Raw genomic sequence first — 23,190 nt, forward strand, 5'->3', positions numbered from 1 at the left:
GTTGAATGATATAAGATACCTGGTGCTTGAGGACGGCACCGTCCATGAAGGCTACAAACTCGGAGCGGATGCTGAATCTTCGGGCGAGATCGTCTTCAACACATCAATGACGGGCGTGCAGGAGATCATCACCGACAATTCATACACCGATCAGATCATCACGTTCAGCTACCCGCTCATCGGCAGCGCGGGCTTCAACTTCGAGGACAGCGAATCGCTCCTGCCCACTGCAGGCGGCGTGGTCGTGCGTGAAGCGGCCGAGCATCCCTCCAATTTCAGATGCGATGAAAACCTGGATCAATTTTTGAAAAGGCACGGCATTCCGGGCATCAGCGGCGTGGATACGCGCAGCATCACGAAGAAGATCCGCACAGGCGGCGTGATGAAGGCGATGATCACGGATTCATCCGACCATGACAGCACGGTTTTGAAAATAAAGGACTCGAGAGATGCAACGGATCAGGTGGCACGCGTTTCGACAGGGACGCCGTATATTTCAACAGGCGTGGGCCCGAGGGTCGCGCTCCTCGATTTCGGCAAGAAGGAGAACATCGTCCGCTCGCTGAACCAGCGCGGATGCGACGTCACGGTGCTGCCGCATGATACGCCGGCTGAACAGATTCTCGACATGAAGCCCGAGGGCGTGATGCTCTCAAACGGCCCCGGCAACCCGGAAGACGTTAAGGTGGCGATAGAGACGGTGAAAGGCCTGATCGGAAAAGTGCCGCTTTTCGGCATCTGCCTCGGCCATCAGCTCATCGCACTCGCCGGAGGTGCGGCTTCGTATAAGATGAAGTTCGGCCACCGCGGTGCGAACCACCCGGTGAAGAACCTGCTCACGGGCAAGGTGGAGATCACGACGCAGAACCACGGCTATGCGATTGACGGCGGCAGCCTTGAAAACACGGATTTTGAAGTGACGCACACCGCCTTGAACGACGGTTCCGTTGAAGGCATCAGACATAAGAGCGCACCGGTCTTCAGCGTGCAGTACCATCCTGAAGCTGCAGCGGGTCCGCATGAAACATCATATTTGTACGATCAATTCATTGGAATGATGACGACTGAAGGAGGACAAACGAATGCCTAAACGTAACGATATCAATACAATCCTTGTCATAGGGAGCGGGCCGATCATCATCGGCCAGGCGGCGGAATTCGACTACGCGGGGACGCAGGCCTGCCTTGCGCTGAAAGAGGAAGGGTACCGCGTCATACTGGTGAACTCGAACCCGGCGACGATCATGACGGATAAGGAAATTGCGGACGTCGTCTACATCGAACCGCTCACACCGGACTTCATCAGCCGCATCATCAGAAAAGAACAGCCGGATGCACTGCTGCCGACACTCGGCGGCCAGGTCGGGCTGAACATGGCGGTTGAACTCGACCGTCTCGGCGTGCTCGAGGAGAATGACGTCGAGCTGCTCGGAACGAAGCTTGATTCGATCAAACAGGCGGAAGACCGTGACTTGTTCAGAAACCTGATGAACGAGATGGGCGTCCCGGTCCCTGAATCCGACATCATCACCTCGATCGACGAAGCCTACGCCTTCGTCGACAAAGTCGGCTACCCGTTCATCGTGCGCCCGGCGTATACAATGGGCGGCACCGGCGGCGGCATCTGTGAAAATGAGGATGACCTGAAGGAAATCGTTGCGAACGGTTTGAAGTATTCACCGGTGAACCAGTGCCTGCTTGAAAAATCGATCGCCGGCTTCAAGGAGATCGAATATGAAGTGATGCGCGACTCCAATGATAATGCGATCGTCGTCTGCAACATGGAAAACATCGATCCGGTCGGCATCCATACGGGCGACTCCATCGTCGTCGCGCCAAGCCAGTCGATGACGGACAAGGAACATCAGATGCTCCGCACCGTCTCCCTCGACATCATCAGGAAGCTTGAGATCGAAGGCGGATGCAACGTCCAGCTGGCGCTCGATCCGCACTCATTCGACTACTACATCATCGAAGTGAACCCGAGGGTGTCACGCTCCAGTGCACTGGCCTCGAAGGCGACGGGTTATCCGATCGCGAAGCTCGCTGCGAAGATCGCAGTCGGCATGACGCTCGATGAGATGCAGAACCCGGTGACGAATACGAGCTATGCGGCATTCGAACCGGCACTCGATTACGTCGTCTCCAAAATCCCGCGCTTCCCGTTCGACAAGTTCGAAAAGGGCGAGCGCAAGCTCGGCACGCAGATGAAGGCGACGGGGGAAGTCATGGCCATCGGACGCACATATGAGGAATCGCTCCTGAAGGCGATCCGCTCCCTTGAATACGGCGTCCATCATCTCGGACTGCCGAACGGTGATGACTATAATCTCGAGTACATCATCCGCTCGATCAAGGCACAGAGCGATGAGCGCCTGTTCTTCATCGGCGAGGCGATCCGCCGTGATGTGACCCTTGAGGAGATCCATGAATGGACGAGGATCGACATGTATTTCCTGAACAAGTTCAAGCACATCATCGACATCGAAAGACAGCTGAAAGACAATAAAAACAGTATCCCGCATCTGAAATGGGCTAAGAAATTCGGATTCAGCGACCGTGTCATCGGCCACCGCTGGGAAATGTCCGGAAGCGACGTCTTCAAGATCAGGAAAGAAGAAGGCATCATGCCCGTCTATAAAATCATCGATACGTGCGCAGGCGAATTCGAATCCAATACGCCGTACTTCTACGGCACATATGAAACCGAGAACGAATCGATTCCGAGCGACAAGGAGAAGATCCTCGTACTCGGCAGCGGACCGATCCGCATCGGGCAGGGCATCGAGTTCGACTACGCGACGGTGCATGCGGTATGGGCGATCCAAGAAGCGGGATACGAAGCAATCGTCGTGAACAACAACCCGGAAACCGTCTCGACCGATTTCTCCATCTCGGATAAACTTTATTTCGAACCGCTCACCTATGAAGATGTGATGAACATCGTCCACAATGAAAACCCGAAAGGCGTGGTCGTGCAGTTCGGCGGCCAGACGGCGATCAACCTGGCGGACCGCCTCGCTGAGGAAGGCGTGACCATCCTCGGCACAAGTCTTGACGATATCGACCGTGCAGAAGACAGGAAGCGTTTCGAGGCGCTGCTGCAGGACATCAAAGTCCCGCAGCCGCACGGCAAGACCGCGACGAACGAAGCGGAAGCACTGGAGAACGCGCGCCATATCGGATTCCCGGTCCTTGTGCGCCCGAGCTATGTCCTCGGCGGCCGTGCGATGGAGATCGTCTTCAACGAGAGCGAACTCGAGAACTATATGAGGAATGCCGTGAAAGCATCACCTGAACATCCCGTGCTCATCGACAGCTATCTGACGGGCAAGGAGATTGAGGTGGATGCGATATGCGACGGCGAGAATGTCATCATCCCGGGCATCATGGAACACATCGAAAGGGCGGGCGTGCACTCCGGTGACTCCATGGCGGTCTATCCGCCGGTCAACCTGTCGCAGGAGGAGATCGATACGCTTGTCGACTACACCGAGCGACTGGCCAAAGGTCTGAACATCATCGGCATCATCAATATCCAGTTCGTGCTCTCAAAAGACGGCATCTTCGTCCTCGAGGTCAACCCGAGATCGAGCCGTACGGTACCATTCATGAGCAAGATCACGGAAATCCCGATGGCGGGGCTCGCGATGCATGCGATACTCGGTAAAAAGCTCAGCGAAAGCGGCTATCCGCTCGGCCTGCAGCCGATCCAGCCGGGCTACTACGTCAAAGCACCTGTATTCAGCTTCTCCAAACTGAAAAATGTCGATGTCACGCTCGGACCTGAGATGAAATCGACCGGGGAAGTCATGGGCAAGGACGATACGCTCAATAAAGCCCTCTACAAGAGCCTTGTTGCGAGCGGCCTCGATGTGAAGGACCACGGCACGGCCCTCTTCACCATCGCGGACAAGGACAAATCGGAAGCCGTTGCACTCGCGAAAAGATTTTCACACTGCGGCTACCGCATCCTTGCAACGAAGGGCACGGCAGCTGCACTTGAAGAAGCGGACATCCCGGTGGTCACCGTTGAGAAGATCGGTGAAGGCGAACAGACACTGCTGCGCGCAATCCAGAACGGCAATGTACAGATCGTCGTCAATACGATGACTAAGGGCAAGGAAGTCGAAAGGGACGGCTTCAGGATACGCCGCGAATCCGTCGAGAACGGTGTGCCGTGCCTGACATCCCTCGACACTGCAAGAACGCTGATCGAAGTCATCGAAAGCATGACTTTCAATATGGATAAAATGTAGGTGAGAAAATGAAAAGTATCATGACCGTCATTTCCCAGGAGCAGATTGCCGATAAGATTTACGAGATGGTGCTGGAAGGCGAGATCACGCAGAACATGAAGACGCCGGGCCAGTTCGTGCATGTGAGGGTGAGTGATTCGACTTCGAATGTGCTGCGCAGGCCGATCTCCATTTCAGATATCGATGCGGAAAACTCACAGTTTACGATCACTTACAGGGCCGACGGGGAAGGGACACGGAAGCTTTCCCGCTTCAAGCGGGGGGATCACGTCGACCTCCTGTCACCGCTCGGCACCGGCTACCCGGTGGAACCAGCGGACCACGTCCTGATCATCGGCGGCGGCATCGGGGTGCCGCCGCTCTATGAACTCTCGAAACAGCTGAATGCGATCGGTGTGAAGACGACCCATGTGCTCGGCTTCAACTCGAGTAAGGATATTTTCTATGAAGAGAAGTTCCGCGCGCTCGGTGAGACCTTTATTGCGACGGTGGACGGCAGCCGCGGCACGGAAGGGTTCGTCACGGATGTGACAAGGAACTTGAAAGATTCATACGACCGGTTCTATGCATGCGGACCGAAGGTGATGCTGAAGGCGGTCAGTGATGAACTCGCGATCGACGGCTATGTGTCGCTCGAGGAAAGGATGGGCTGCGGCTTCGGTGTCTGCTATGCGTGCGTCTGTGAACGCGCGGACGGCACACAGGCAAAAGTGTGCACCGACGGCCCGGTATTCAGGAAAGGTGAGATCGTACTATGACAAATTCAAAACTCGCGGTTTCGCTGCCCGGCCTGGACCTTAAAAACCCGGTCATGCCTGCTTCCGGCTGCTTCAGCTTCGGGGAGGAATTCTCAAAGCTGTATGACTTATCCAAGCTCGGCGCCATCATGATCAAGGCGGCGACCGAGGAGCCCCGCGCGGGCAATAAAACACCCCGGGTCGCCGAGACCGCAAGCGGCATGCTGAATGCGATCGGCCTGCAGAATCCGGGCGTCGAACATATCATCGAACATGAACTGAAGTTTTTGGAGCAGTATGATGTGCCCGTGATCGCGAATGTTGCCGGCACGAAGATCGAGGACTATGTCAGCGTCGCCGGGAAGATTTCCAAAGCGCCGAACGTAAAGGCACTGGAGCTCAACATTTCATGCCCGAACGTCAAAGAAGGCGGCATCCAGTTCGGCACCGACCCTGAAACCGCCAGAAAACTGACATATGAAGTAAAAAACGCGTCAAGCGTCCCCGTTTATGTTAAACTATCACCAAATGTCACCCATATCGTGGACATGGCGAAAAGTGTGGGGGACATTGCGGACGGGCTGACGATGATCAATACGCTTGTCGGAATGCGGCTGGATGATGCCGGCAGGCCGATTTTGGCGAACATCACGGGCGGCCTCAGCGGACCGGCCATCAAACCGGTGTCCCTGAACATGATCTACCAGGTCAGGCAGCACATGCCTGACGTCCCGATAATCGGAATGGGGGGCATTGCAACAGCAGATGATATTCTGGATTACTTGTCGGTCGGCGCCGATGCGGTGGCTGTGGGGACGATGAACTTCACCGACCCTTACATCTGCCCGGCACTGATCGATGAGCTCGCAACAAGAGTCGGCACCCTCAATATAGATCATATCCATGATCTAAAAGGCAGGGCGTACTTATAAAACTAGGGGGAAATTATTATGAACACACCAATTATTGCACTCGATTTTCGGGAGTATGAAACGGTCAAAGAATTTTTGGGTCGGTTTGATGAGAAGCTGTTCGTCAAAGTTGGATTGGAACTTTATTTGTCCAACGGCCCAAAAATCATCGAAGAAATCCGTCAGATGGGTCATGATATTTTCCTGGATTTGAAACTTTATGATATTCCGAATACCGTCGGCAAGGCGATGGAGGGCATCGGCAGGCTGGATATCCAGATGACGAACGTCCATGCACAAGGCGGTACGGCAATGATGAAACGTGCTTTGGAATCATTCAAGGACGGCAATCCGGACGGCAAGCTGATCGCGGTGACGCAGCTGACGTCAATGACTGATGAAATGGTTGCCCGTGAGCAGCAGTCCGTGCTGTCATTGACGGAAAGCGTCGTGCATTACTCGAAGCTCGCGCAGCAGGCGGGGCTCGACGGCGTGGTGGCTTCACCGCTTGAGTCGGAAATCATCCATGAAAAAGTGGGGCCGGAATTCCTCACCGTCACACCGGGCATCCGTCTGGAAGAGGATTCCAATGATGACCAGGCGAGGGTCGTGACCCCCGCTGATGCAAGAAACAGGAAATCGGATTATATCGTTGTCGGGCGTTCGATTACGCAGGACAAAGATCCGGTGGATAAATACAACAGGATCAAGGCAATTTGGGAGGGCGTCACGGTTGAGTAGGGAAAGTGTAGCAAAAGCTTTACTTGATATAGGTGCAGTACAGGTCAGGCCGGATGACCCGTTCACATGGGCAAGCGGCATCATTTCACCGATATACTGCGATAACAGGCAGATCATCGGGCATGTGGAGACAAGGAAGGGCATCGTCAACGACTTTGCCGAGACGATCAGGGAGATCGCACCGGATGCGGAAGTGATTGCGGGCACGTCGACTGCAGGCATTCCGCATGCGGCTTTCATCAGTGAAGCGCTGGATCTGCCGATGAGCTATGTCCGGGGCAGCAAAAAGAAGCACGGCACCGGTAGGCTTATTGAAGGTGCGGCTGTCAAAGGGCGGAAAGTCGTTCTGATAGAGGACTTGATATCAACGGGCGGCTCAAGCATTGAAGCGGCTGAAATCCTGAGGGATGAAGGCGCGGAAGTCGAAGCCGTCGTTGCGATATTCTCGTATCAGCTTGAGAAGGCTGAGCAGAACTTCGAAGCTTCCGGATTCAAATGCGTCACACTGTCGGACCTAGACACACTGCTTGATGTAAGTGTGGAGGCGGACATGCTGACGGAGGATGAGAGGGCCGAAGTCGTGAAATTCAGAGACGAACTGTAAAATAGGAAAAGGATGCCGGTTGCCGGCATCCTTTTTTGTGGAGTCAGTCGAGTTTCGGATAAACGACCGTCTGATCCTCCTCGATGATCGGCATCGCGCCCCATTTGCCGAGCTCGTGGGGCGTGAGTTCTATTTCATCTTCAGAACGCCGGATGATATGGATGACTTCATGGCCGTGCGCCTTCAGCCAGTTACTGATGAGCAGGCGGTGGCAGCGGGCCGGATGATTTTCAGAACACATATAAGCGACGGTGTGATTCTGCGCAGTTTCGAGCAGGGTGTTTATTCCGTCGGCGAATTCCTCCGACAGAGTATAATCGGCATAATGATGGAATGATTGGTTCCGCCAGCCCTCATTGAGGGTCGGGCCGACGATCGAGGAGCTGCCGCGCCTTCCGCCGAGTGCCGGCATATGTTCATAATTTATATTCTCCTGTCTGAGCCATGTGCGCATGTCCTCCCCGTTGAAGTGTGGATGCTTTTTACTGTAGGGGAACGCCCGAACATCCGCGACGAAGTTTATTTCCGCGTGCGTGAGCATTTCAATGAATGCCTCTTTCGAGTAATCCGAGTGCCCGATCGTGTATATTTTCATGGAATCACCTTTTTAGTGGTCCATACCACCTTTGGGGGAATAAAAACCCGTGGCTTAAGAAGTGGGTTGAATTGCGGAATCGATTATCTTCAAGATTTCAGACGACTTAATCGAATATCGTTTGCGAAATCGATTATCTTCAGCATTCCAGGCGACTTAATCGAATAACACCCGCAAAATCGATTATCTTCAAGATTCCCGGTGACTTAATCGAATTTCCGCATCACTACTCCCTCAAAGCCCCAATCTGCCTCTCTTTACATTACTCCTGACGTAAAATTCACTGATCTCCCCATCCGAAAACGCCTGCACAAGACTCGGCGTGACCTTCCATGAGCGGTTGAGGACTTTCAACTCATGAATCAGCCGGCGGGCAGCATCCAGAATTGGAATATCAACTCCGCAAGGCGCACACCTGAACCAGTCCCTGTTCCTCCGCATCAATTTCCTCCCGCATCCTTTACAGAACACACCCTTAGCAAGCTCCCGGAACTCAACGGTCGTGTCGCGCTGATACTTGACGACATCGATTTTCCTCTCTTCCAATCTGGAAACGAGCCGGCTGTGGTCATAATGGTTGCCGGCCATCGCCTTGGACAGCTTCTTATGCAGATTGCTCCTTACGATGATCTCACCCGCCGCCGGCAAGTTGAAGATCGTCTGATTGGCATTGATGAACACCACCACATTGAACATGCGGATATCCGAACCGAAGCCGTAAAGCATTTTCCCGAGCATATCCCGCTGCCTCGCCACCTGCAGCAGCGGGCTCGCAAACTCACTGCCGTTTTCGAAATACCACTTGCCATCCTTATAAATGAGATCAAAACTGTAATTCTTGATCTCAAACGTGTATAAAAAATCTTTCGCCACCACCACATTATCCAGCTGGACGTGCGAAGCATCCTCCCTGGATTTCGTGGAGCGCCCCAAGACATCTTCGGGGTGGAAGCTGTAGTCCTTAATATGTATGATATTGCTCCCTTTAATAAACGGCTCGATGATGCCGTCAAATTCCAGTTCCCCGATAAAACCCGCTTCCAGTTTATGCAGTTCATCTTTTTCGTAAGCCGGCAGCATGTACCTCGCATGCAGTATCTCCAGCTGCTGATGCCGCCTCGTCTTCTCCCTCATTCAAGCGCCTCCGGTTTTTATTCCCATCATAAACCTCATCTAAATTGTTGTCATATCGCAACAATTCGATTTCTGCACCACAAATCAGGCACTTTTCCGGAAATCGCATCACAAAACATCCAGTTTTCGGGTTTCTGTCCCCCGAAATTCAAAATCTGTAAAATAAAGACCCGCAGGCAGAAGCTTGCGGGCCGGTACAACAATTTCTAAACGCCAAAAATCATATCGTTGATGATTTTGGCTTCTTCGTCGATATGGCGGGTGGTGAGTGAGACGTAAAGCTTGATCTTCGGCTCGGTGCCGGATGGCCTGAGGGCGATCCAGCCGTCTTCAAAATGAACCTTGATCACATTCGCGCGCGGCAGGTCGATCGCTTCGCTCCGGCCGTCATCAAAGCGGCGTTCGCCCGACAGATAATCCTCGAAGCACACGACTTTCCGCCCCTCGATCTCGCCGGGCGTATTCCTTCTGAACTGGTCCATGATCTCAGCGATTTTCTCGCGGCCGGCCAGGCCTTCGAAAGTATGGCTGATCATCTTCTCACTTTGATGCCCGAATTCTGCGTAAATCTCTTCAAGCCGGTCGACGAGCGTCAGTCCTGCGTTTTTCAGCTCCGATGCAAGCTTGACGATGGCGGGCACGATCTGGATCGCATCCTTATCACGGACGAAATCGCTGATCAGATAGCCGTAGCTCTCCTCGTAACCGAAGGCGAATTCGCGCGTAGTGTCTTCTTCAAGCGACTTTGCGACGGCGCCGATGTATTTGAAGCCGGTCAGCACTTCAACGGATTCCGCACCGAATTTATCTGCGACCTTACGGCTCAGATCACTCGTCACCACACTTTTCACCACGACGGGCGTGCGTTCAAACTCCGTCGTATTGAGGCGGTTGTGGAGTAAAATGATGCCGAGCTGGTTGCCGTTCAGATGCACATATTCACCTTCATGCATCACTTCAATGCCGATCCTGTCGGCATCCGGGTCCGTTGCGATGAGGAGATCCGCGCCGGCTTCCCCGCCGAGCGCCCGTGCGCCGGTGAACGCCGCGGGCTCTTCCGGATTCGGATTCTTCACGTGGGAAAAGTCGCTGTCGACTTCGCATTCCGCCTCGACAAGGTGGAGGCCGTCAAACCCGAGGTCGCGGAGGATGTATTCCGCAACCGGCAGTGCGGTGCCGTGAAGGCTTGAGAATACAACCGAAAGATCGGAGGCTGGGATGTCGCCGGTGAGCGACTTCACTTTCTCCTGGTAATCCTCATAATTCCGGTAGTCGATATGGCGGATCTGTCCACGCTCGAGCGCTTCATCAAAGTCAGCGGATGCAATACCGAAGACATCCTCGATGCCGTTGATCTCGTCACTTAAGGCTGCAGCCGGCGCGTCCGTCAGCTGGGCACCGTCCGCGCCGTACACTTTGATGCCGTTGTATTCCGGCGGGTTGTGGCTCGCCGTGATCATGATGCCGTAATCAGCCCCGTGGCGCCTTGTGAAGAAGGAGAGTTCGGGTGTGGTGATATAGCCTTCGGACAAATACACTTCAATGCCGTTTTCCGCAAGGACGGAAGCGATCGCCTCCGAAAATTCACGCGACAGGCGGCGGATATCGTAGCCGATCACGACACGGCCGCCGCCTTCCTTCCTGATCTGCCGGCTGAGGCCGTAGGCTACTTTCTCGACGGTATACCGGTTCAGCCTGTTCGGGCCGAGGCCGATTTTCCCACGTATGCCGGCCGTGCCGAACTTGAGCTCTTCGGCATGCGCATCTTCATGATCCGCTTCGCTTAAAGATCCATACATTTCTTCTGTAATCAGACTGCCGTTCAAATGTTTTTCCCATTCTTCCCTTGCCAATCCATTCACCTCATTCATGTCGTTACTTTCATTTTATCAATTTCCTGCCTGAGCGGTGTAACAAAAACCGTTTTCTGGTCGGTGTATGTCACAAATCCGGGTTTTGCGCCGGATATTTTATGCACATGCTTGATTTCCGTATAATCCACCGGCACGGATTCCGAACTGCCAGCCTTTGAATGGAAGGCTGCGATCTTCGCCGCATCCAGAATATCCGCCTCTTCGATTTCATGCGGCGGATGGGCGATGACCACGTGCGAGCCGGGGATGTCCTTCGTATGGAACCACAGATGGTTGTTGCGTGATTTCTTTGAAGTCAGATAGTCATTCTGCTTGTTGTTCTTGCCGACGAACACCGTGAGGCCGTTCGTGGTCCTGAACTCATGCAGCTGGATCTTCTGATTCTTCTTCTTTTTATTCGTCTTTTTGAATTTCAGTATGCCTTCTTCGACGAGCTCTTCCCTGATCTCCTCGACTTCTGCGGAAGTGGTGATCGTATCCATCTGGTGCAGCAGGCTCTCGAAATACTTCTTATCCGCGTGTGCTTTTTCCAGCTGTTCATAAGCCGTCGTCTCACGGTTTTTCAGCTTGTTGTACATGCGGTAGTATCTCTGTGCGTTCTCGCTCGGCGGGAGCTCCGGGTCGAGCGGTATGGTCACTTCCTCGCCGGTGTAGTAATCCTGGACGGTCACTTCCTTGTCATAGCGCTTTACTTCATGCATGAAGGCGGTGATCAGCTCGCCGTACTTCTGGTACTCATCCTTCTTCTCCGCTTCCGCAAGATCCTCATGCAGCTTCTCTATCTTGCGCTCCACCCGGTCGTACTCCCTCTCAATGACATGCAGATAATCCTGTGCCTTCTGGCGGATCATATTGTTCTGGAAGCGGCTGTGGTAGTAGTCATCGAGCAGGGCACTGAGTGTCGGGTACACTTCAGGTTCCGCATCCAGGTGATGCAGCTTCGTGAAATAAAAGACGTCCTTGTCGAGATGATACAGCACCGGTGTGACTTCTTCGGCGCGCCTGAGGCCCTCTTTTACCGCAGGGACGACGTTCTCTATCGTGAAGTGTTTTGCATGGTGCTCGATCTCCCTGATGAACAGCGGGCTGAAACCTTCCACCGCCTTCAATATCTGGCGGCCCAGTTTGCCGCTGTTGAAATCGATCCGGGCGGGGAGGCTGTTTATTTCATCGGTGCGCGGGTTCAGCTTCTCATCCGTCGGCGGCGCTTCATATTTGAAGCCGGGCATGACGGTACGGATATTGTTGTTCGGGGTCAGGTGCTTGATGCCTGTAATGATCTTGTAGTCTTCATCGGTCATGATGATGTTCGAATGTTTGCCCATGATCTCAAGTATCAGGATCCTTGTGATATCGTCGCCGATCTCATTTTTTGAATTGACCGTGATATGGACCCGCCGGTCGTTGCCGATCTGTTCGATGGACTTTATGATGCCGCCTTCCATATGCTTCCTCAGCACGCGGGAGAACATCGGCGGATCGAACGGGAATTCATATTTCTCCCGGGTCAGGTGGAATCTTGCATACATCGGATGGGCACTGATCAGCAGCTGGTGGTTTGCACCCTGGCTGCGCACTTTGAATATCAGTGTCGTTTCATCCATCTGCTGGATTTTATTGATTTTGCCCGATTGGATGATTTTCAGTTCATCACACAACGCATGGACAAAATTGCCGTCAAATGCCATTTACATCTCTCCTTAAATACATTACCTGAATATTTTACCATGAACATCAGTATATCAATAATTTTTCAGATGAATTTTGACAACATGTATGATACATTAAGAGATAATCACAAAAAAGAAAGGTAACTCGCTATGACTTCAGACAAAGGACTTTTGATCGTGCTCTCAGGGCCTTCAGGTGTCGGAAAAGGCACAGTAAGAAAGGCTATTTTTGATGATCCGGATACAGCTTTTAAATATTCAATTTCCATGACAACCCGTCGGCAGAGAGAAGGCGAAGTGGATGGTGTGGATTACTTTTTCAAGACGAGGGAAGAGTTCGAATCATTGATCGAACAGGATAAATTTATAGAATATGCCGAGTACGTGGGCAATTATTACGGTACGCCGATAGATTATGTGAAGGAAACGATGGAGAAGGGTTACGATGTCTTTTTGGAGATCGAAGTCGAAGGTGCCAAGCAGGTCCGCGAGAAGTTCCCGGAAGCGCTGTTCATCTTTCTGGCGCCGCCGGACCTCACCCAGCTTGAAGAGCGCCTGATCGGACGCGGCACCGACTCGATGGAAGTGATCAAACACCGCATCAGGGAAGCGAAACGTGAACTGAACCTGATGAACCTGTATGATTATGTCGTGATCAATGAAGATGTACAACAGGCGAAACGGCGTGTACAATGTATAGTTGAGGCTTCGCATATGAAGCGTGCACGCGTTGAATCAAAACTGAGGAAATTATTATTGGAGGTCAACAATTAATGTTATACCCACCGGTTCATGAGTTGAAGAAAAATGTGGATTCGAAATATCTTGTGGTGACCCTCGCTGCCAAACGGGCAAGGGAACTGCAGGACCATCCGGACAGGAGTATCCTTGACCGTTATGAATCTGCAAAGACAGTAGGCATGGCGCTTGAAGAGATTGCCGAAAATAGAGTAAGGCCACTAAACTAGCTGACAATACTTTGTCAGCTTTTTTTAAAATTGAGGTGAAGTGAAGATGGCGAATATTGTCATAGGTGTGACGGGAAGCATAGCGGCCTATAAGGCTGTCGACCTGACGAGCAAATTGATACAGAACGGACATGAAGTGAAGGTGGTGCTCACGGAAAATGCGCTGGAGTTCATCACCCCGCTCGCATTCCAGGCGATTGGACGCAATCATGTATATACGGATACATTCAAAGAAGAGGACCCTTCCGTGATTTCACACATCAACATCGGTGAATGGGCGGATCTGATCATCGTCGCCCCGGTCTCGGCCAATACGATCAGCAAGCTTGCGAACGGGATATACGACAACATGCTTTTGAATGTCCTCGCTGCAAATACGAAACCTGTACTTCTTGCGCCTGCAATGAATGTGCATATGTATGAACAGCCCGCGGTCCAGAGGAACATGCAGGTGCTGCTTGATGAGGGCTATCAGATGCTCGATGCGGAATCGGGCTTTCTTGCGTGCGGTTATAATGCCAAGGGCCGGATGGCAAATGTGCCGGACATATTGGGTTATATCGAAGACTTTTTAAGCGCGAGGGAAGATGCGCCGCTCGAGGGCAAAAAAGTGGTGATCACTGCAGGCCCGACACGGGAAGCGCTCGACCCGATCCGCTACCTGACGAACCACTCCAGCGGCAAGATGGGCTACAGCCTCGCCGAAGGCTTCAGATCACTCGGTGCAGAAGTCGTGCTGGTCAGCGGGCCGGTGAAACTCGCTCCGCCTGCCGGGGTGGAGGTGGTCGACGTCGTTTCAACCGAGGAGATGTTTGAAGCGGTGAAGCAGCATATGGATGCCGATATCGGCGTATTCGCCGCAGCGGTCAGCGACTACACCCCGGTGAGCTTTTCGGAGGGCAAGATGAAGAAGACCGATGACACCGACAACCTGGTGATCGAGCTGAAAAAGACGCAGGATATACTGAAGTATGCCGGCCACAACAATGAAGGGATGTACGTCGTCGGGTTCGCCGCCGAAACGGATGACGTCAAAAATTATGCGCTGAAGAAACTGAAGGACAAAAAAGCCGACTGCATCATCATGAATGATGTATCCAATCCTGCGATCGGCATGAACAGTGACGACAACGAAGTGACGCTGCTGTTCCGTGACGGCTCCGAAAAACACCTGGAGAAAGCGTCGAAAACTGAACTGTCCCAAAAGATCATCCGGGAACTCCTTGAACACACCGGACGTGAGCGATGATGTTTGCATCAGTGATCGTGAGCATCACGGCCAGTGATGTCAATAAAATATTCGAATACAAAATACCCGAGGGACTTACGGATATGATTAAAGTGGGCCACAGGGTGGTCGTCCCTTTCGGCCCCCGCCAGATCCAGGGCTATGTCGTCGACATCAAGGATGAGGTCGATTACGATCCGGCGAGGATCAAGCCGATCATACGCGCACTCGATGTGGAGCCGGTCCTCACACCGGAGCTGATCCGGCTGGCCGGGCACCTTGCGGACCACTACATCGCCTCCTATATATCGGTCATCGAGACGATACTGCCGGCGGCGCTGAAAAGCAGATCGAAGAAGATGCTGTCGCTCGACAACCCTGGCGGTGAGGCATCACTCACATGGCAGGGGATGAACCTGCCCCCCGAAGTGGAAGTGAAAAAATTATCCACGTCACAGCTTGCTGCATTGAAGCCTTTCATCGCCTCGGGCGAAGTTACGGAAAAAACGGTGCTCACCCAGCATACGAAGCAGAAATATGCACGGGCCTTAAAGCCCACCTTCGCACCGCGCGGTGATTTCGGCCGTGCCCATAAGCAGCTCGAGCTGCTCGATTTCATCGAACAGCATGATGAGCATGTGCTGCTTTCGGTCGTGCTCGAAAACGGCTACACCGCCGGGACTGTGAATGAGCTGGTCAAAAAAGGATATGTTGAACGGATCGATGTGGTGGTCGACCGGGATCCTTACAAATCGAGGGTCTTCGAAGAGGATCTGCCGAAGGCACTGAACAGGGAGCAGCAGCATGCCTATGAGAAAATAAAACATGCCGTCGATGAAGACATCCCGGAGACGTTCCTGCTTCACGGGGTGACCGGAAGCGGCAAGACGGAAATCTACCTCCAGACCATCGCACATGTGCTGGATAAAGGCCGCACCGCACTGATGCTTGTGCCGGAGATTGCCCTCACCCCCCAGATGGTCAACCGCTTCAAGGCGCGGTTCGGCGATGAGGTGGCGGTGCTGCACTCAGGGCTCTCGCACGGTGAAAAATATGACGAGTGGCTGAAGGTGCGGAACGGCGGTGCGAAAGTGGTCGTCGGCGCGCGGAGCAGCGTGTTCGCGCCTGTCGAAAAGCTCGGCGTCATCATCATTGATGAAGAGCATGAAACGACATATAAACAGCAGGACCGGCCGATGTACCATGCAGCGGAAGTTGCGAAATACCGCAGCCGGTATTATAATTGCCCGGTGATTCTCGGCTCGGCAACACCATCACTTGAAAGCTATGCACGCAGCGAGCGGGGCGTCTATACAAGGCTTGAACTGAACCACAGGGCGGTCACGGAGGCGCTCACCGAGACGAAGATCGTCGATATGTCCATCGAGCACAGGAACGGCAACATCTCGATCGTGTCGGAAGCGCTGAAGGAAGCGATAGAAGAGCGCATCCGGCACGGCGAACAGACCGTGCTTTTGCTCAACAGGCGGGGTTATGCGAATTTCCAGATCTGCCAGAGCTGCGGCCACGTGCCGAACTGCCCGAACTGCGATATTTCACTGACTTACCACAAAGCGCAGTTTTCACTCATGTGCCATTACTGCGGCTATGAGGACGCCGTAAAGCGCGAATGTGACAGCTGCGGCAGCGACGAAGTCACTTTCAGGGGCACAGGCACCGAAAAGGTGGAGGAAGTGCTCAAGGATATGTTCAACACCGATATCGTCAGGATGGATAACGACACGACCCGCAGGAAAGGCATGCATGAAAAACTTTTGAACACATTCGAACAGAATGAAATCCCGATCCTCCTCGGCACCCAGATGATCGCAAAAGGGCTGGATTACCCGAATGTCACTCTTGTCGGGGTGCTGAATGCGGATACGATGCTGAACATCCCCGACTTCAGGGCCAACGAGAAGACCTATCAGCTGCTCACCCAGGTGGCGGGCCGGGCCGGCAGGCATGAATTGTCCGGGGAAGTGATCTTCCAGACATACAACCCTGACCACTATGCGATAGAGCTCGCGAGATCGAACGATTACAGGGCGTTCTACGACAAGGAGATGGCCTTCAGAAGACTTGCGAGATATTCCCCGTACTACTTCCATGTACTGTTCACGGTGTCGCATGAAACGGTGCAGAAATGCCTGGAGGCGACGACGCACATCCATAAGATGATTGTGGACAATGTGACGGACAGGGCGATCATCGTCGGCCCGTCCCCGAGCCCCATCGAGCGGATCAACAATCAGTTCCGTTTTCAAATATTGCTTAAATATAAAAATGAACCGAATCTCTTGGAAGTTCTGCATGAAATCAATCTGCACTACAACGAGCTCTACAAAAAAGAGAAGCTCTCACTGAAGATTGATGTGGACCCAAAATATATTATGTAGGAGGAAACGATGCCCAATATCATATTCATGGGGACGCCTGATTTTTCGGTGCCCATATTAAAAGATCTCAACGCGGCATACGGGGTGGATCTTGTAGTGAGCCAGCCCGACAAGCCGGTCGGAAGGAAACGCATCATGACCCCGCCGAAAGTTGCGGCGGCGGCCAATGAACTGGACATAGAGGTGTACCAGCCTGAAAACATCAAGGACGAGGAAGCGATGCGGAAACTCGAAAGCATCGATCCCGACATCATCGTCACCGCGGCATACGGGCAGATACTGCCAAAAGCGCTGCTCGAGCTGCCGAAGCACGGTGCGGTCAATGTGCATGCCTCCCTGCTGCCGAAGTTCAGGGGCGGTGCACCGATACACCATGCGGTGATGGCAGGCGCGGAAAAGACCGGGATCACCATCATGTATATGGCTGAAGGACTCGATTCCGGCGACATCATCTCACAGCGGGAGATACCGATACTCGAAGAGGACGACACGGGTGCGCTCCATGACAAGCTGAGCCGGCTCGGCAGCGAACTGCTGCTCCAGACGCTGCCGTCGATCTTGGAAGGCTCCAATGAAAGCATCCCGCAGGACCACGCATCCGCAACCTACAGTCCGAACATCTCAAAAGAGGATGAGCGGCTCGACCTCGACAGGCCGGCACAGGAAGTCTTCAATCATATACGCGGCCTTTCACCTTTTCCGGGCGCATACACGAAACTCGGCGACAAACGTCTTAAGATCTACGGCGCAAAACTCACAGGCGAGAAGACGGCGAAGCCTGCCGGTGAGATATTGGGCGTCCATGATGAAGGATTCCTGGTTGCGGCAGGCGATGAGAAACTGCTGATCACGGAAGTCCAGCTTGCAGGGAAGAAAAGGACGTCTGCGAAGGAATTTATTCAAAACCGACGGGATCTCGTCGGTCAATCGTTAGGATGATGAAGATGAGTGTAAGGGAGACGGCATTTGCCGCTTATATGAAGATAATGGACGAGAAGGCCTACAGCAACATCGTCATAGATGAAGTGCTGAAGTCCGGCGAACTTTCCGGGAAAGATGCAGGGCTCTTCACCGAGCTGATCTACGGCACGCTGTCACGGAGGCTCACGCTGGAGTTTTATCTGCAGCCGTTCCTCAGGACGAAAGTGAAGAAATGGCACAGGCACCTGCTCGAGATGGCCGCCTATCAGATGATCTACCTGGACCGGGTGCCGGCGTATGCCGTCATCAATGAAACCGTCGAGATCGCCAAGGAATACGGCGGCAGGCAGGCGGGGAACACGACGAACGCCATCCTGAGGAACCTGATGCGCGAACCGCTCCGGGATACATCGGAAATAAAAGACCCGCAGAAGAAGCTGTCGGTGGAGACGAGCATCCCCAAGTGGATGATCAGCCACTGGGTCACGCATTACAAGGCGGAGGGGCCTGAAAGGATTGCGCAGAGCCTCACTGAAAACCCCGAGATGTACATCAGGGTGAACTCCAGGCAGACGGATCCCGAGACACTGAAGGAAAGGCTCGCCCTTGAAGGCCATCCGGTGGAAACGACTGAGCTGCATCCGGATGCACTCACCGTCACGAGCGGTGCGAGCATTATGAACACCGATGCCTACAGGGACGGCGATTTCAGCATCCAGGACGTGAGTTCGATGTTCGTAAACACCGCCCTCGATCCGCAGGACGGGGAAGTGATACTCGATGCGTGCAGCGCACCGGGCGGAAAGGGCCTGCATGCGCTTGAGAAGAATCCGTCCGGGCATGTCGATCTGAGCGACATCTACGATCATAAGGTGCGGACTATCGAGCGTAATGCCAAAAGGCTCAAACTCGACAACTTCGATGCCTTCAAAGGGGATGCGACAGAGCATGAATACCCTAAGATGTACGATAAGATCATCGTCGATGCGCCGTGTTCCGGCCTCGGGGTCATCAAAAGGAAACCTGAAATCAGATACGAGCGGAACAGTAAGGACATCGACAGCCTAGTCGACCTGCAGCTCAGGATACTCGACCATGTGAAACAGTTCCTGAAACCCGGCGGCATCCTGATCTATGCGACATGCACGATCCATCAGATGGAAAATGAAAATGTGGCATATACATTTATCAAAAGTAATGATAACTTTAAGTTTGACGAGTTTCACATTCCGGCACTGGATTTCACAGGGCCGCACCGGCAGATACTGCCACATGAATTAAATACCGACGGCTTTTTCATCGCCCGGTTCAAAAAGGATGTTTAAAATGATTGTAAGACCCGATATAAAACCAGTAAAAGATTTATTCCAGCCGGATTTCGATACACCGTCCGTCTATAATCTGTCGAAGGATGACCTGACTGACATCATGACGGAGTGGGGGGAGGATGCGTACCGCGGCAGCCAGGTATTCGAATGGCTGTACAGCCACCGTGTGGATGATTTCGATGAAATGAAGAACCTGCCGAAGTCCCTCCGCGAGAAACTGAAGTCGCATTACAGCATCGAACCGCTGGAGACCCTCGTCAAACAGGAGAGTGTCGACGGCACGATGAAGTTCCTCTTCAAGCTGAGGGACGGCTATACGATAGAGACGGTGCTGATGCGCCATGATTACGGGAATTCGGTATGTGTGACGACACAGGTCGGCTGCCGGATCGGCTGCTCGTTCTGTGCCTCGACGCTCGGCGGGCTGAAACGGAACCTTGAAGCAGGCGAAATCGTCTCCCAGGTCGTGCAGATCCAAAAAGCCCTCGATGAAACGGATGAGCGTGTATCAAGCATCGTCATCATGGGCATCGGCGAGCCGTTTGAAAACTACAATCCGATGATGCAGTTCATCAGGATCGTTAACCACGATGACGGGCTGAACATCGGTGCCCGCCACATCACGGTCTCGACAAGCGGCATCGTCCCGAGAATATATGACTTCGCAGACGAGGATATCCAGATCAATTTCGCGGTGAGCCTCCATGCACCGACGGATGAGCAGCGTTCCCGCCTGATGCCGGTCAACCGTGCGTATGACATCGAGAAGCTCATGCATTCACTGAGGTATTACCAGCAGCAGACCGGCCGCAGGATTTCATTCGAATACGGGTTGTTCGGCGGCGTCAATGACAGGAAGGAAGACGCACTGAAACTTGCGGAACTGATCGAAGATCTGAAGTGCCATGTCAACCTCATCCCGGTGAACCATGTGCCTGAGCGGAACTATGTGAGGACGAAGCGTGACGATATATTCGATTTTCTTGAAACACTCAATCATCAGGGCATCAACGCCACGGTGAGGCGTGAACAGGGGACGGACATAGATGCCGCATGCGGACAGCTGAGAGCAAAAGAATCAAAAGAAGAAACGGGGAGTTAACTTGGAAATCATTGACAAGAGCATTCGTGGTAAATTTCGTGAACTGAATGAAGACAGGACCGGCGTTTTTTACAATGGCACAAATCAGGTGCTGTTCCTGGTCGCGGACGGCATGGGCGGTCATGCGCACGGAGATGTGGCATCGAAATTTGTCAATGATGAGATCCAGGCGGCCTGGGAACAGGAGAACCTCATCAAAAGCGGCCAGGCGGAGGATTTCCTGCGTGAACTGGTCATCCGGACCAACCGCAGGCTGTACGACCTGCAGCATGGTCACCCGGATTACAGGGGCATGGGCACGACACTCGTGCTTGCCGCCATCATCGAAGATGTCATATTCATACTGAATGTCGGGGATTCAAGGGCATATGTGATGCGGCGCCGTTCGATCGAGCAGGTGACGCGGGACCATTCTTTCGTCAACCTCCTTGTGGAGTCCGGCGAAATCACTGAAGAAGAGGCCCAGAACCACCCCAAAAGGAACATCATCACAAAAGCGATGGGCACCGACAGGCTGATCCAGCCGGATATATTCCGGCTCAGGAACAAGCAGTACGACTACATCCTCCTTGCATCCGACGGTCTGACGGATGTCCTCCGGGAGGATGACATCCACCGTACGCTGTATCAGCAGAACTTAAGTCTGATGGAAAGGCTCGACTCATTGATCAGGCAGGCTGAAGATAATGCATCCAGGGATAACATAAGCGTCTGTCTTGCCGGCCTGAAAGTGGGTGCGGCAATGTGATAGGCAGATTACTGTCGGAACGGTACAAAATACTGAAGTACCTCGGCGGGGGGATGAGCTCCGTCTACCTTGCGGAAGATATCATATTGAACCGCAACGTGGTGGTCAAAATGATCAAGGTGGATGCTCATGATGAGGAGCGGTCGCGGCTCAGGTTCCAGCGTGAAGTCCAGAGCACGATCCAGCTCTCCCACCCGAATATCGTGAATGTCCTCGATGTGGATGAGACGGATGAGTACCAGCTGCTCGTCACCGAAGTTGTGGACGGACCGACATTAAAGCAATATATCAAGGAGAATCATCCGATTTCAATCGAGGAGTCGGTGAATCTCGCCGTCCAGATACTGGACGGCATTGAACATGCGCACAACAGGGGCATCATCCACCGTGACATCAAGCCGCAAAACATCCTGCTGGATGGTGAGAACCGGGTGAGGATCACCGATTTCGGCATCGCCAAGGCACTCAGTGAGACAAGGATGACAGAGACCAACCAGGTCATGGGTTCCGTACAGTACATCTCGCCTGAGCAGGCAAAAGGTCAGAACACCGATGAGCGGACGGACATTTATTCCTTCGGGATCGTTTTATTCGAACTGCTGACAGGCGAAGTGCCGTTCAGCGGGGAGACACCGGTGTCGGTCGCTCTGAAGCAGATATCGGAAAAGCTGCCGGAAATCGACGATTACAGGACGATCCCACAGGGGCTTAAGAACATCATTCTGAAATGCACCGAAAAGAAACCGGCGGACCGTTACCGTCATGTCGATATGATCCTGGAAGACTTGAGGAAATACGACACCATCGATACACCATATATGCATACCGGTGCAGAGGACGGCTCCACGATACAGACCGGGAAAATAAAACCCGCGCCGAAGGCGGCAGCATCTTCTGCCATCGCCGCGGGGCCGCCCGAAAAGAAAAAAAGCGGATGGCTATGGCTCATCCCTCTATTGTTCATGCTCGCCGCCGCGGGACTCGGTGCTTATATGATGTTCGGCCAGGAAGAAGAAGTGACGGCCCTCACCATGCCCGACTTCCAGGGGATGTCCCTTGAGGCTGCGGAAGCGAGCCTTGCGGAACATCAGCTTGAGATGGGCGAGGTCACCGAGGAGTATAACGAGACATTCGAAGCCGGGGAAGTCGTGGAGACCAGCCCGAAGAGCGGTGCCACCGTCGAATTCGGGACTGCCGTCGACTTCATCGTAAGCGCCGGGGAAGCGCCATTCGTGATGACGGACTTCACCGGTGAGAACTTCTCCGACATCCAGCAGCAGCTGAATGAAATCAACTTCAACCGCATAGATCTGACGGAAGTGTATGCCGATGCAGAGCCCGGCACGATCCTCAGCCAGTCGATCGGGCCTGGTGAGGAAATCCGGCCGGATGAACACAATCTCCAGCTCGAAGTCTCCCGGGGCGTCGAACCGGTGGAAATCGTGAATTATGCCGGGGAGCCGTTCGAAGAGGCAAGGGATGCACTCGAACAGAACGGCTTCAACGTCGTCATTTCCCAGGAGCTCTACAGTGAAGACGTCGAACAGGGCGCCGTCATCAGCCAGGATCCGAGCTACGGCAGCTTCCTGCCCGGATCGACCATAAACCTGGTCGTTTCAATCGGTCCGGAGCCGCCTCAGAACATGCTCTATTCCACAACCGTCAATATACCGTACGGGGAGGAGGACGAGGATGATGACGGGGAGGATTCTTCGGAAGAGGCCCCGCCCAAAACCGTCAACATTCATATAGAGGATGCAAACAATCCGGACATCGGGGAAGTTTATGAAACTTTCGAGATCACGGAAGATACGGCACATACTGTCCGCCTTGAGATCGAACCCGGTGAGACGGGTGCGTTTATGGTGGAAGTGGACGGGGAAGAAGTAATCGATGAGGAGATACCATACGAAGAATAGGGATATTGCGTGAATCCCATGCAAATGTTGGTAATCGCTGATCGCTTTATAA

At 53.3% G+C, this 23,190-nt stretch carries 19 protein-coding genes; 15 read left to right on the top strand and 4 right to left on the bottom strand.

The window, feature by feature from the left end:
- The first annotated feature begins 1 nt into the window (after window position 1).
- The 6 genes from LPW40_RS01000 to pyrE are packed head-to-tail and all read left to right on the top strand — an operon-like array spanning window position 2 to window position 7,252.
- A complete protein-coding gene (locus LPW40_RS01000; RefSeq protein ID WP_230821040.1) occupies window positions 2-1,090 on the top strand; it encodes a carbamoyl phosphate synthase small subunit in 1,089 nt (362 codons plus the stop codon).
- The gene (gene carB, locus LPW40_RS01005) at window positions 1,083-4,259 is read left to right on the top strand and encodes a carbamoyl-phosphate synthase large subunit (RefSeq protein WP_230820389.1); all 3,177 of its coding nucleotides are present in this window, start codon (window positions 1,083-1,085) and stop codon (window positions 4,257-4,259) included. Before LPW40_RS01000 ends, carB begins: the two co-directional genes overlap by 8 nt.
- An 8-nt stretch (window positions 4,260-4,267) precedes the next feature.
- The gene (locus LPW40_RS01010) at window positions 4,268-5,017 is read left to right on the top strand and encodes a dihydroorotate dehydrogenase electron transfer subunit (RefSeq protein WP_230820390.1); all 750 of its coding nucleotides are present in this window, start codon (window positions 4,268-4,270) and stop codon (window positions 5,015-5,017) included.
- Window positions 5,014-5,928 (top strand): dihydroorotate dehydrogenase, encoded by a 915-nt coding sequence (locus tag LPW40_RS01015; protein ID WP_230820391.1) that lies wholly within the window; start codon window positions 5,014-5,016, stop codon window positions 5,926-5,928. Before LPW40_RS01010 ends, LPW40_RS01015 begins: the two co-directional genes overlap by 4 nt.
- Before the next feature lie 15 nt (window positions 5,929-5,943).
- Entirely contained in the window at window positions 5,944-6,648 is a 705-nt protein-coding gene (gene pyrF, locus LPW40_RS01020) for an orotidine-5'-phosphate decarboxylase (protein ID WP_230821041.1), read from the top strand.
- A complete protein-coding gene (pyrE, locus tag LPW40_RS01025; RefSeq protein ID WP_230820392.1) occupies window positions 6,641-7,252 on the top strand; it encodes an orotate phosphoribosyltransferase in 612 nt (203 codons plus the stop codon). The genes pyrF and pyrE overlap by 8 nt, the downstream gene beginning before the upstream one ends.
- A 43-nt stretch (window positions 7,253-7,295) precedes the next feature.
- Here pyrE and LPW40_RS01030 read toward each other — a convergent pair whose 3' ends face one another.
- The 4 genes from LPW40_RS01030 to LPW40_RS01045 form a co-directional block, all read right to left on the bottom strand.
- Window positions 7,296-7,847: a DUF488 domain-containing protein gene (locus LPW40_RS01030; protein ID WP_230820393.1), complete on the bottom strand. Its 552-nt coding sequence runs from the start codon at window positions 7,845-7,847 to the stop codon at window positions 7,296-7,298.
- A 234-nt stretch (window positions 7,848-8,081) separates the two neighbouring features.
- A complete protein-coding gene (locus LPW40_RS01035; protein WP_230820394.1) occupies window positions 8,082-8,981 on the bottom strand; it encodes a nuclease-related domain-containing protein in 900 nt (299 codons plus the stop codon).
- A gap of 206 nt (window positions 8,982-9,187) precedes the next feature.
- On the bottom strand, window positions 9,188-10,852 hold the full coding sequence (locus LPW40_RS01040; RefSeq protein ID WP_230820395.1) for a phospho-sugar mutase: 1,665 nt from the start codon (window positions 10,850-10,852) through the stop codon (window positions 9,188-9,190).
- Complete coding sequence (locus LPW40_RS01045) at window positions 10,849-12,543, bottom strand: Rqc2 family fibronectin-binding protein (protein ID WP_230820396.1); 1,695 nt, start codon at window positions 12,541-12,543, stop codon at window positions 10,849-10,851. The genes LPW40_RS01040 and LPW40_RS01045 overlap by 4 nt, the downstream gene beginning before the upstream one ends.
- A 132-nt stretch (window positions 12,544-12,675) precedes the next feature.
- On the opposite strand from LPW40_RS01045, the gene gmk reads away from it, so the two are divergent.
- Genes gmk through pknB form a run of 9 tightly spaced genes read left to right on the top strand, consistent with a single transcriptional unit; the run spans window position 12,676 to window position 23,138 of the window.
- Complete coding sequence (gene gmk / locus LPW40_RS01050; protein ID WP_230820397.1) at window positions 12,676-13,299, top strand: guanylate kinase; 624 nt, start codon at window positions 12,676-12,678, stop codon at window positions 13,297-13,299.
- Window positions 13,299-13,493 carry a DNA-directed RNA polymerase subunit omega gene (gene rpoZ / locus LPW40_RS01055; RefSeq protein ID WP_230820398.1) on the top strand — a complete coding sequence of 65 codons (195 nt, stop codon included), beginning with the start codon at window positions 13,299-13,301 and terminating at the stop codon, window positions 13,491-13,493. Before gmk ends, rpoZ begins: the two co-directional genes overlap by 1 nt.
- Before the next feature lie 46 nt (window positions 13,494-13,539).
- Window positions 13,540-14,742 carry a bifunctional phosphopantothenoylcysteine decarboxylase/phosphopantothenate--cysteine ligase CoaBC gene (coaBC, locus tag LPW40_RS01060; RefSeq protein ID WP_230820399.1) on the top strand — a complete coding sequence of 401 codons (1,203 nt, stop codon included), beginning with the start codon at window positions 13,540-13,542 and terminating at the stop codon, window positions 14,740-14,742.
- Window positions 14,742-17,120 carry a primosomal protein N' gene (priA, locus tag LPW40_RS01065; RefSeq protein ID WP_230820400.1) on the top strand — a complete coding sequence of 793 codons (2,379 nt, stop codon included), beginning with the start codon at window positions 14,742-14,744 and terminating at the stop codon, window positions 17,118-17,120. The genes coaBC and priA overlap by 1 nt, the downstream gene beginning before the upstream one ends.
- A 9-nt stretch (window positions 17,121-17,129) precedes the next feature.
- Window positions 17,130-18,059 (top strand): methionyl-tRNA formyltransferase, encoded by a 930-nt coding sequence (gene fmt, locus LPW40_RS01070; RefSeq protein ID WP_230820401.1) that lies wholly within the window; start codon window positions 17,130-17,132, stop codon window positions 18,057-18,059.
- Window positions 18,060-18,064: 5 nt separating this feature from the next.
- Entirely contained in the window at window positions 18,065-19,366 is a 1,302-nt protein-coding gene (rsmB, locus tag LPW40_RS01075; RefSeq protein WP_230820402.1) for a 16S rRNA (cytosine(967)-C(5))-methyltransferase RsmB, read from the top strand.
- A gap of 1 nt (window position 19,367) precedes the next feature.
- Window positions 19,368-20,471, top strand: coding sequence for a dual-specificity RNA methyltransferase RlmN (gene rlmN, locus LPW40_RS01080; protein WP_230820403.1), 1,104 nt, complete (start codon window positions 19,368-19,370; stop codon window positions 20,469-20,471).
- A 1-nt stretch (window position 20,472) separates the two neighbouring features.
- A complete protein-coding gene (locus LPW40_RS01085; protein WP_097038237.1) occupies window positions 20,473-21,219 on the top strand; it encodes a Stp1/IreP family PP2C-type Ser/Thr phosphatase in 747 nt (248 codons plus the stop codon).
- Entirely contained in the window at window positions 21,216-23,138 is a 1,923-nt protein-coding gene (gene pknB / locus LPW40_RS01090) for a Stk1 family PASTA domain-containing Ser/Thr kinase (RefSeq protein WP_230820404.1), read from the top strand. Before LPW40_RS01085 ends, pknB begins: the two co-directional genes overlap by 4 nt.
- Window positions 23,139-23,190 lie beyond the last annotated feature (52 nt).

This window comes from Salinicoccus halitifaciens, assembly GCF_021026095.1.
In the GTDB taxonomy this organism is placed as follows: domain Bacteria; phylum Bacillota; class Bacilli; order Staphylococcales; family Salinicoccaceae; genus Lacicoccus; species Lacicoccus halitifaciens.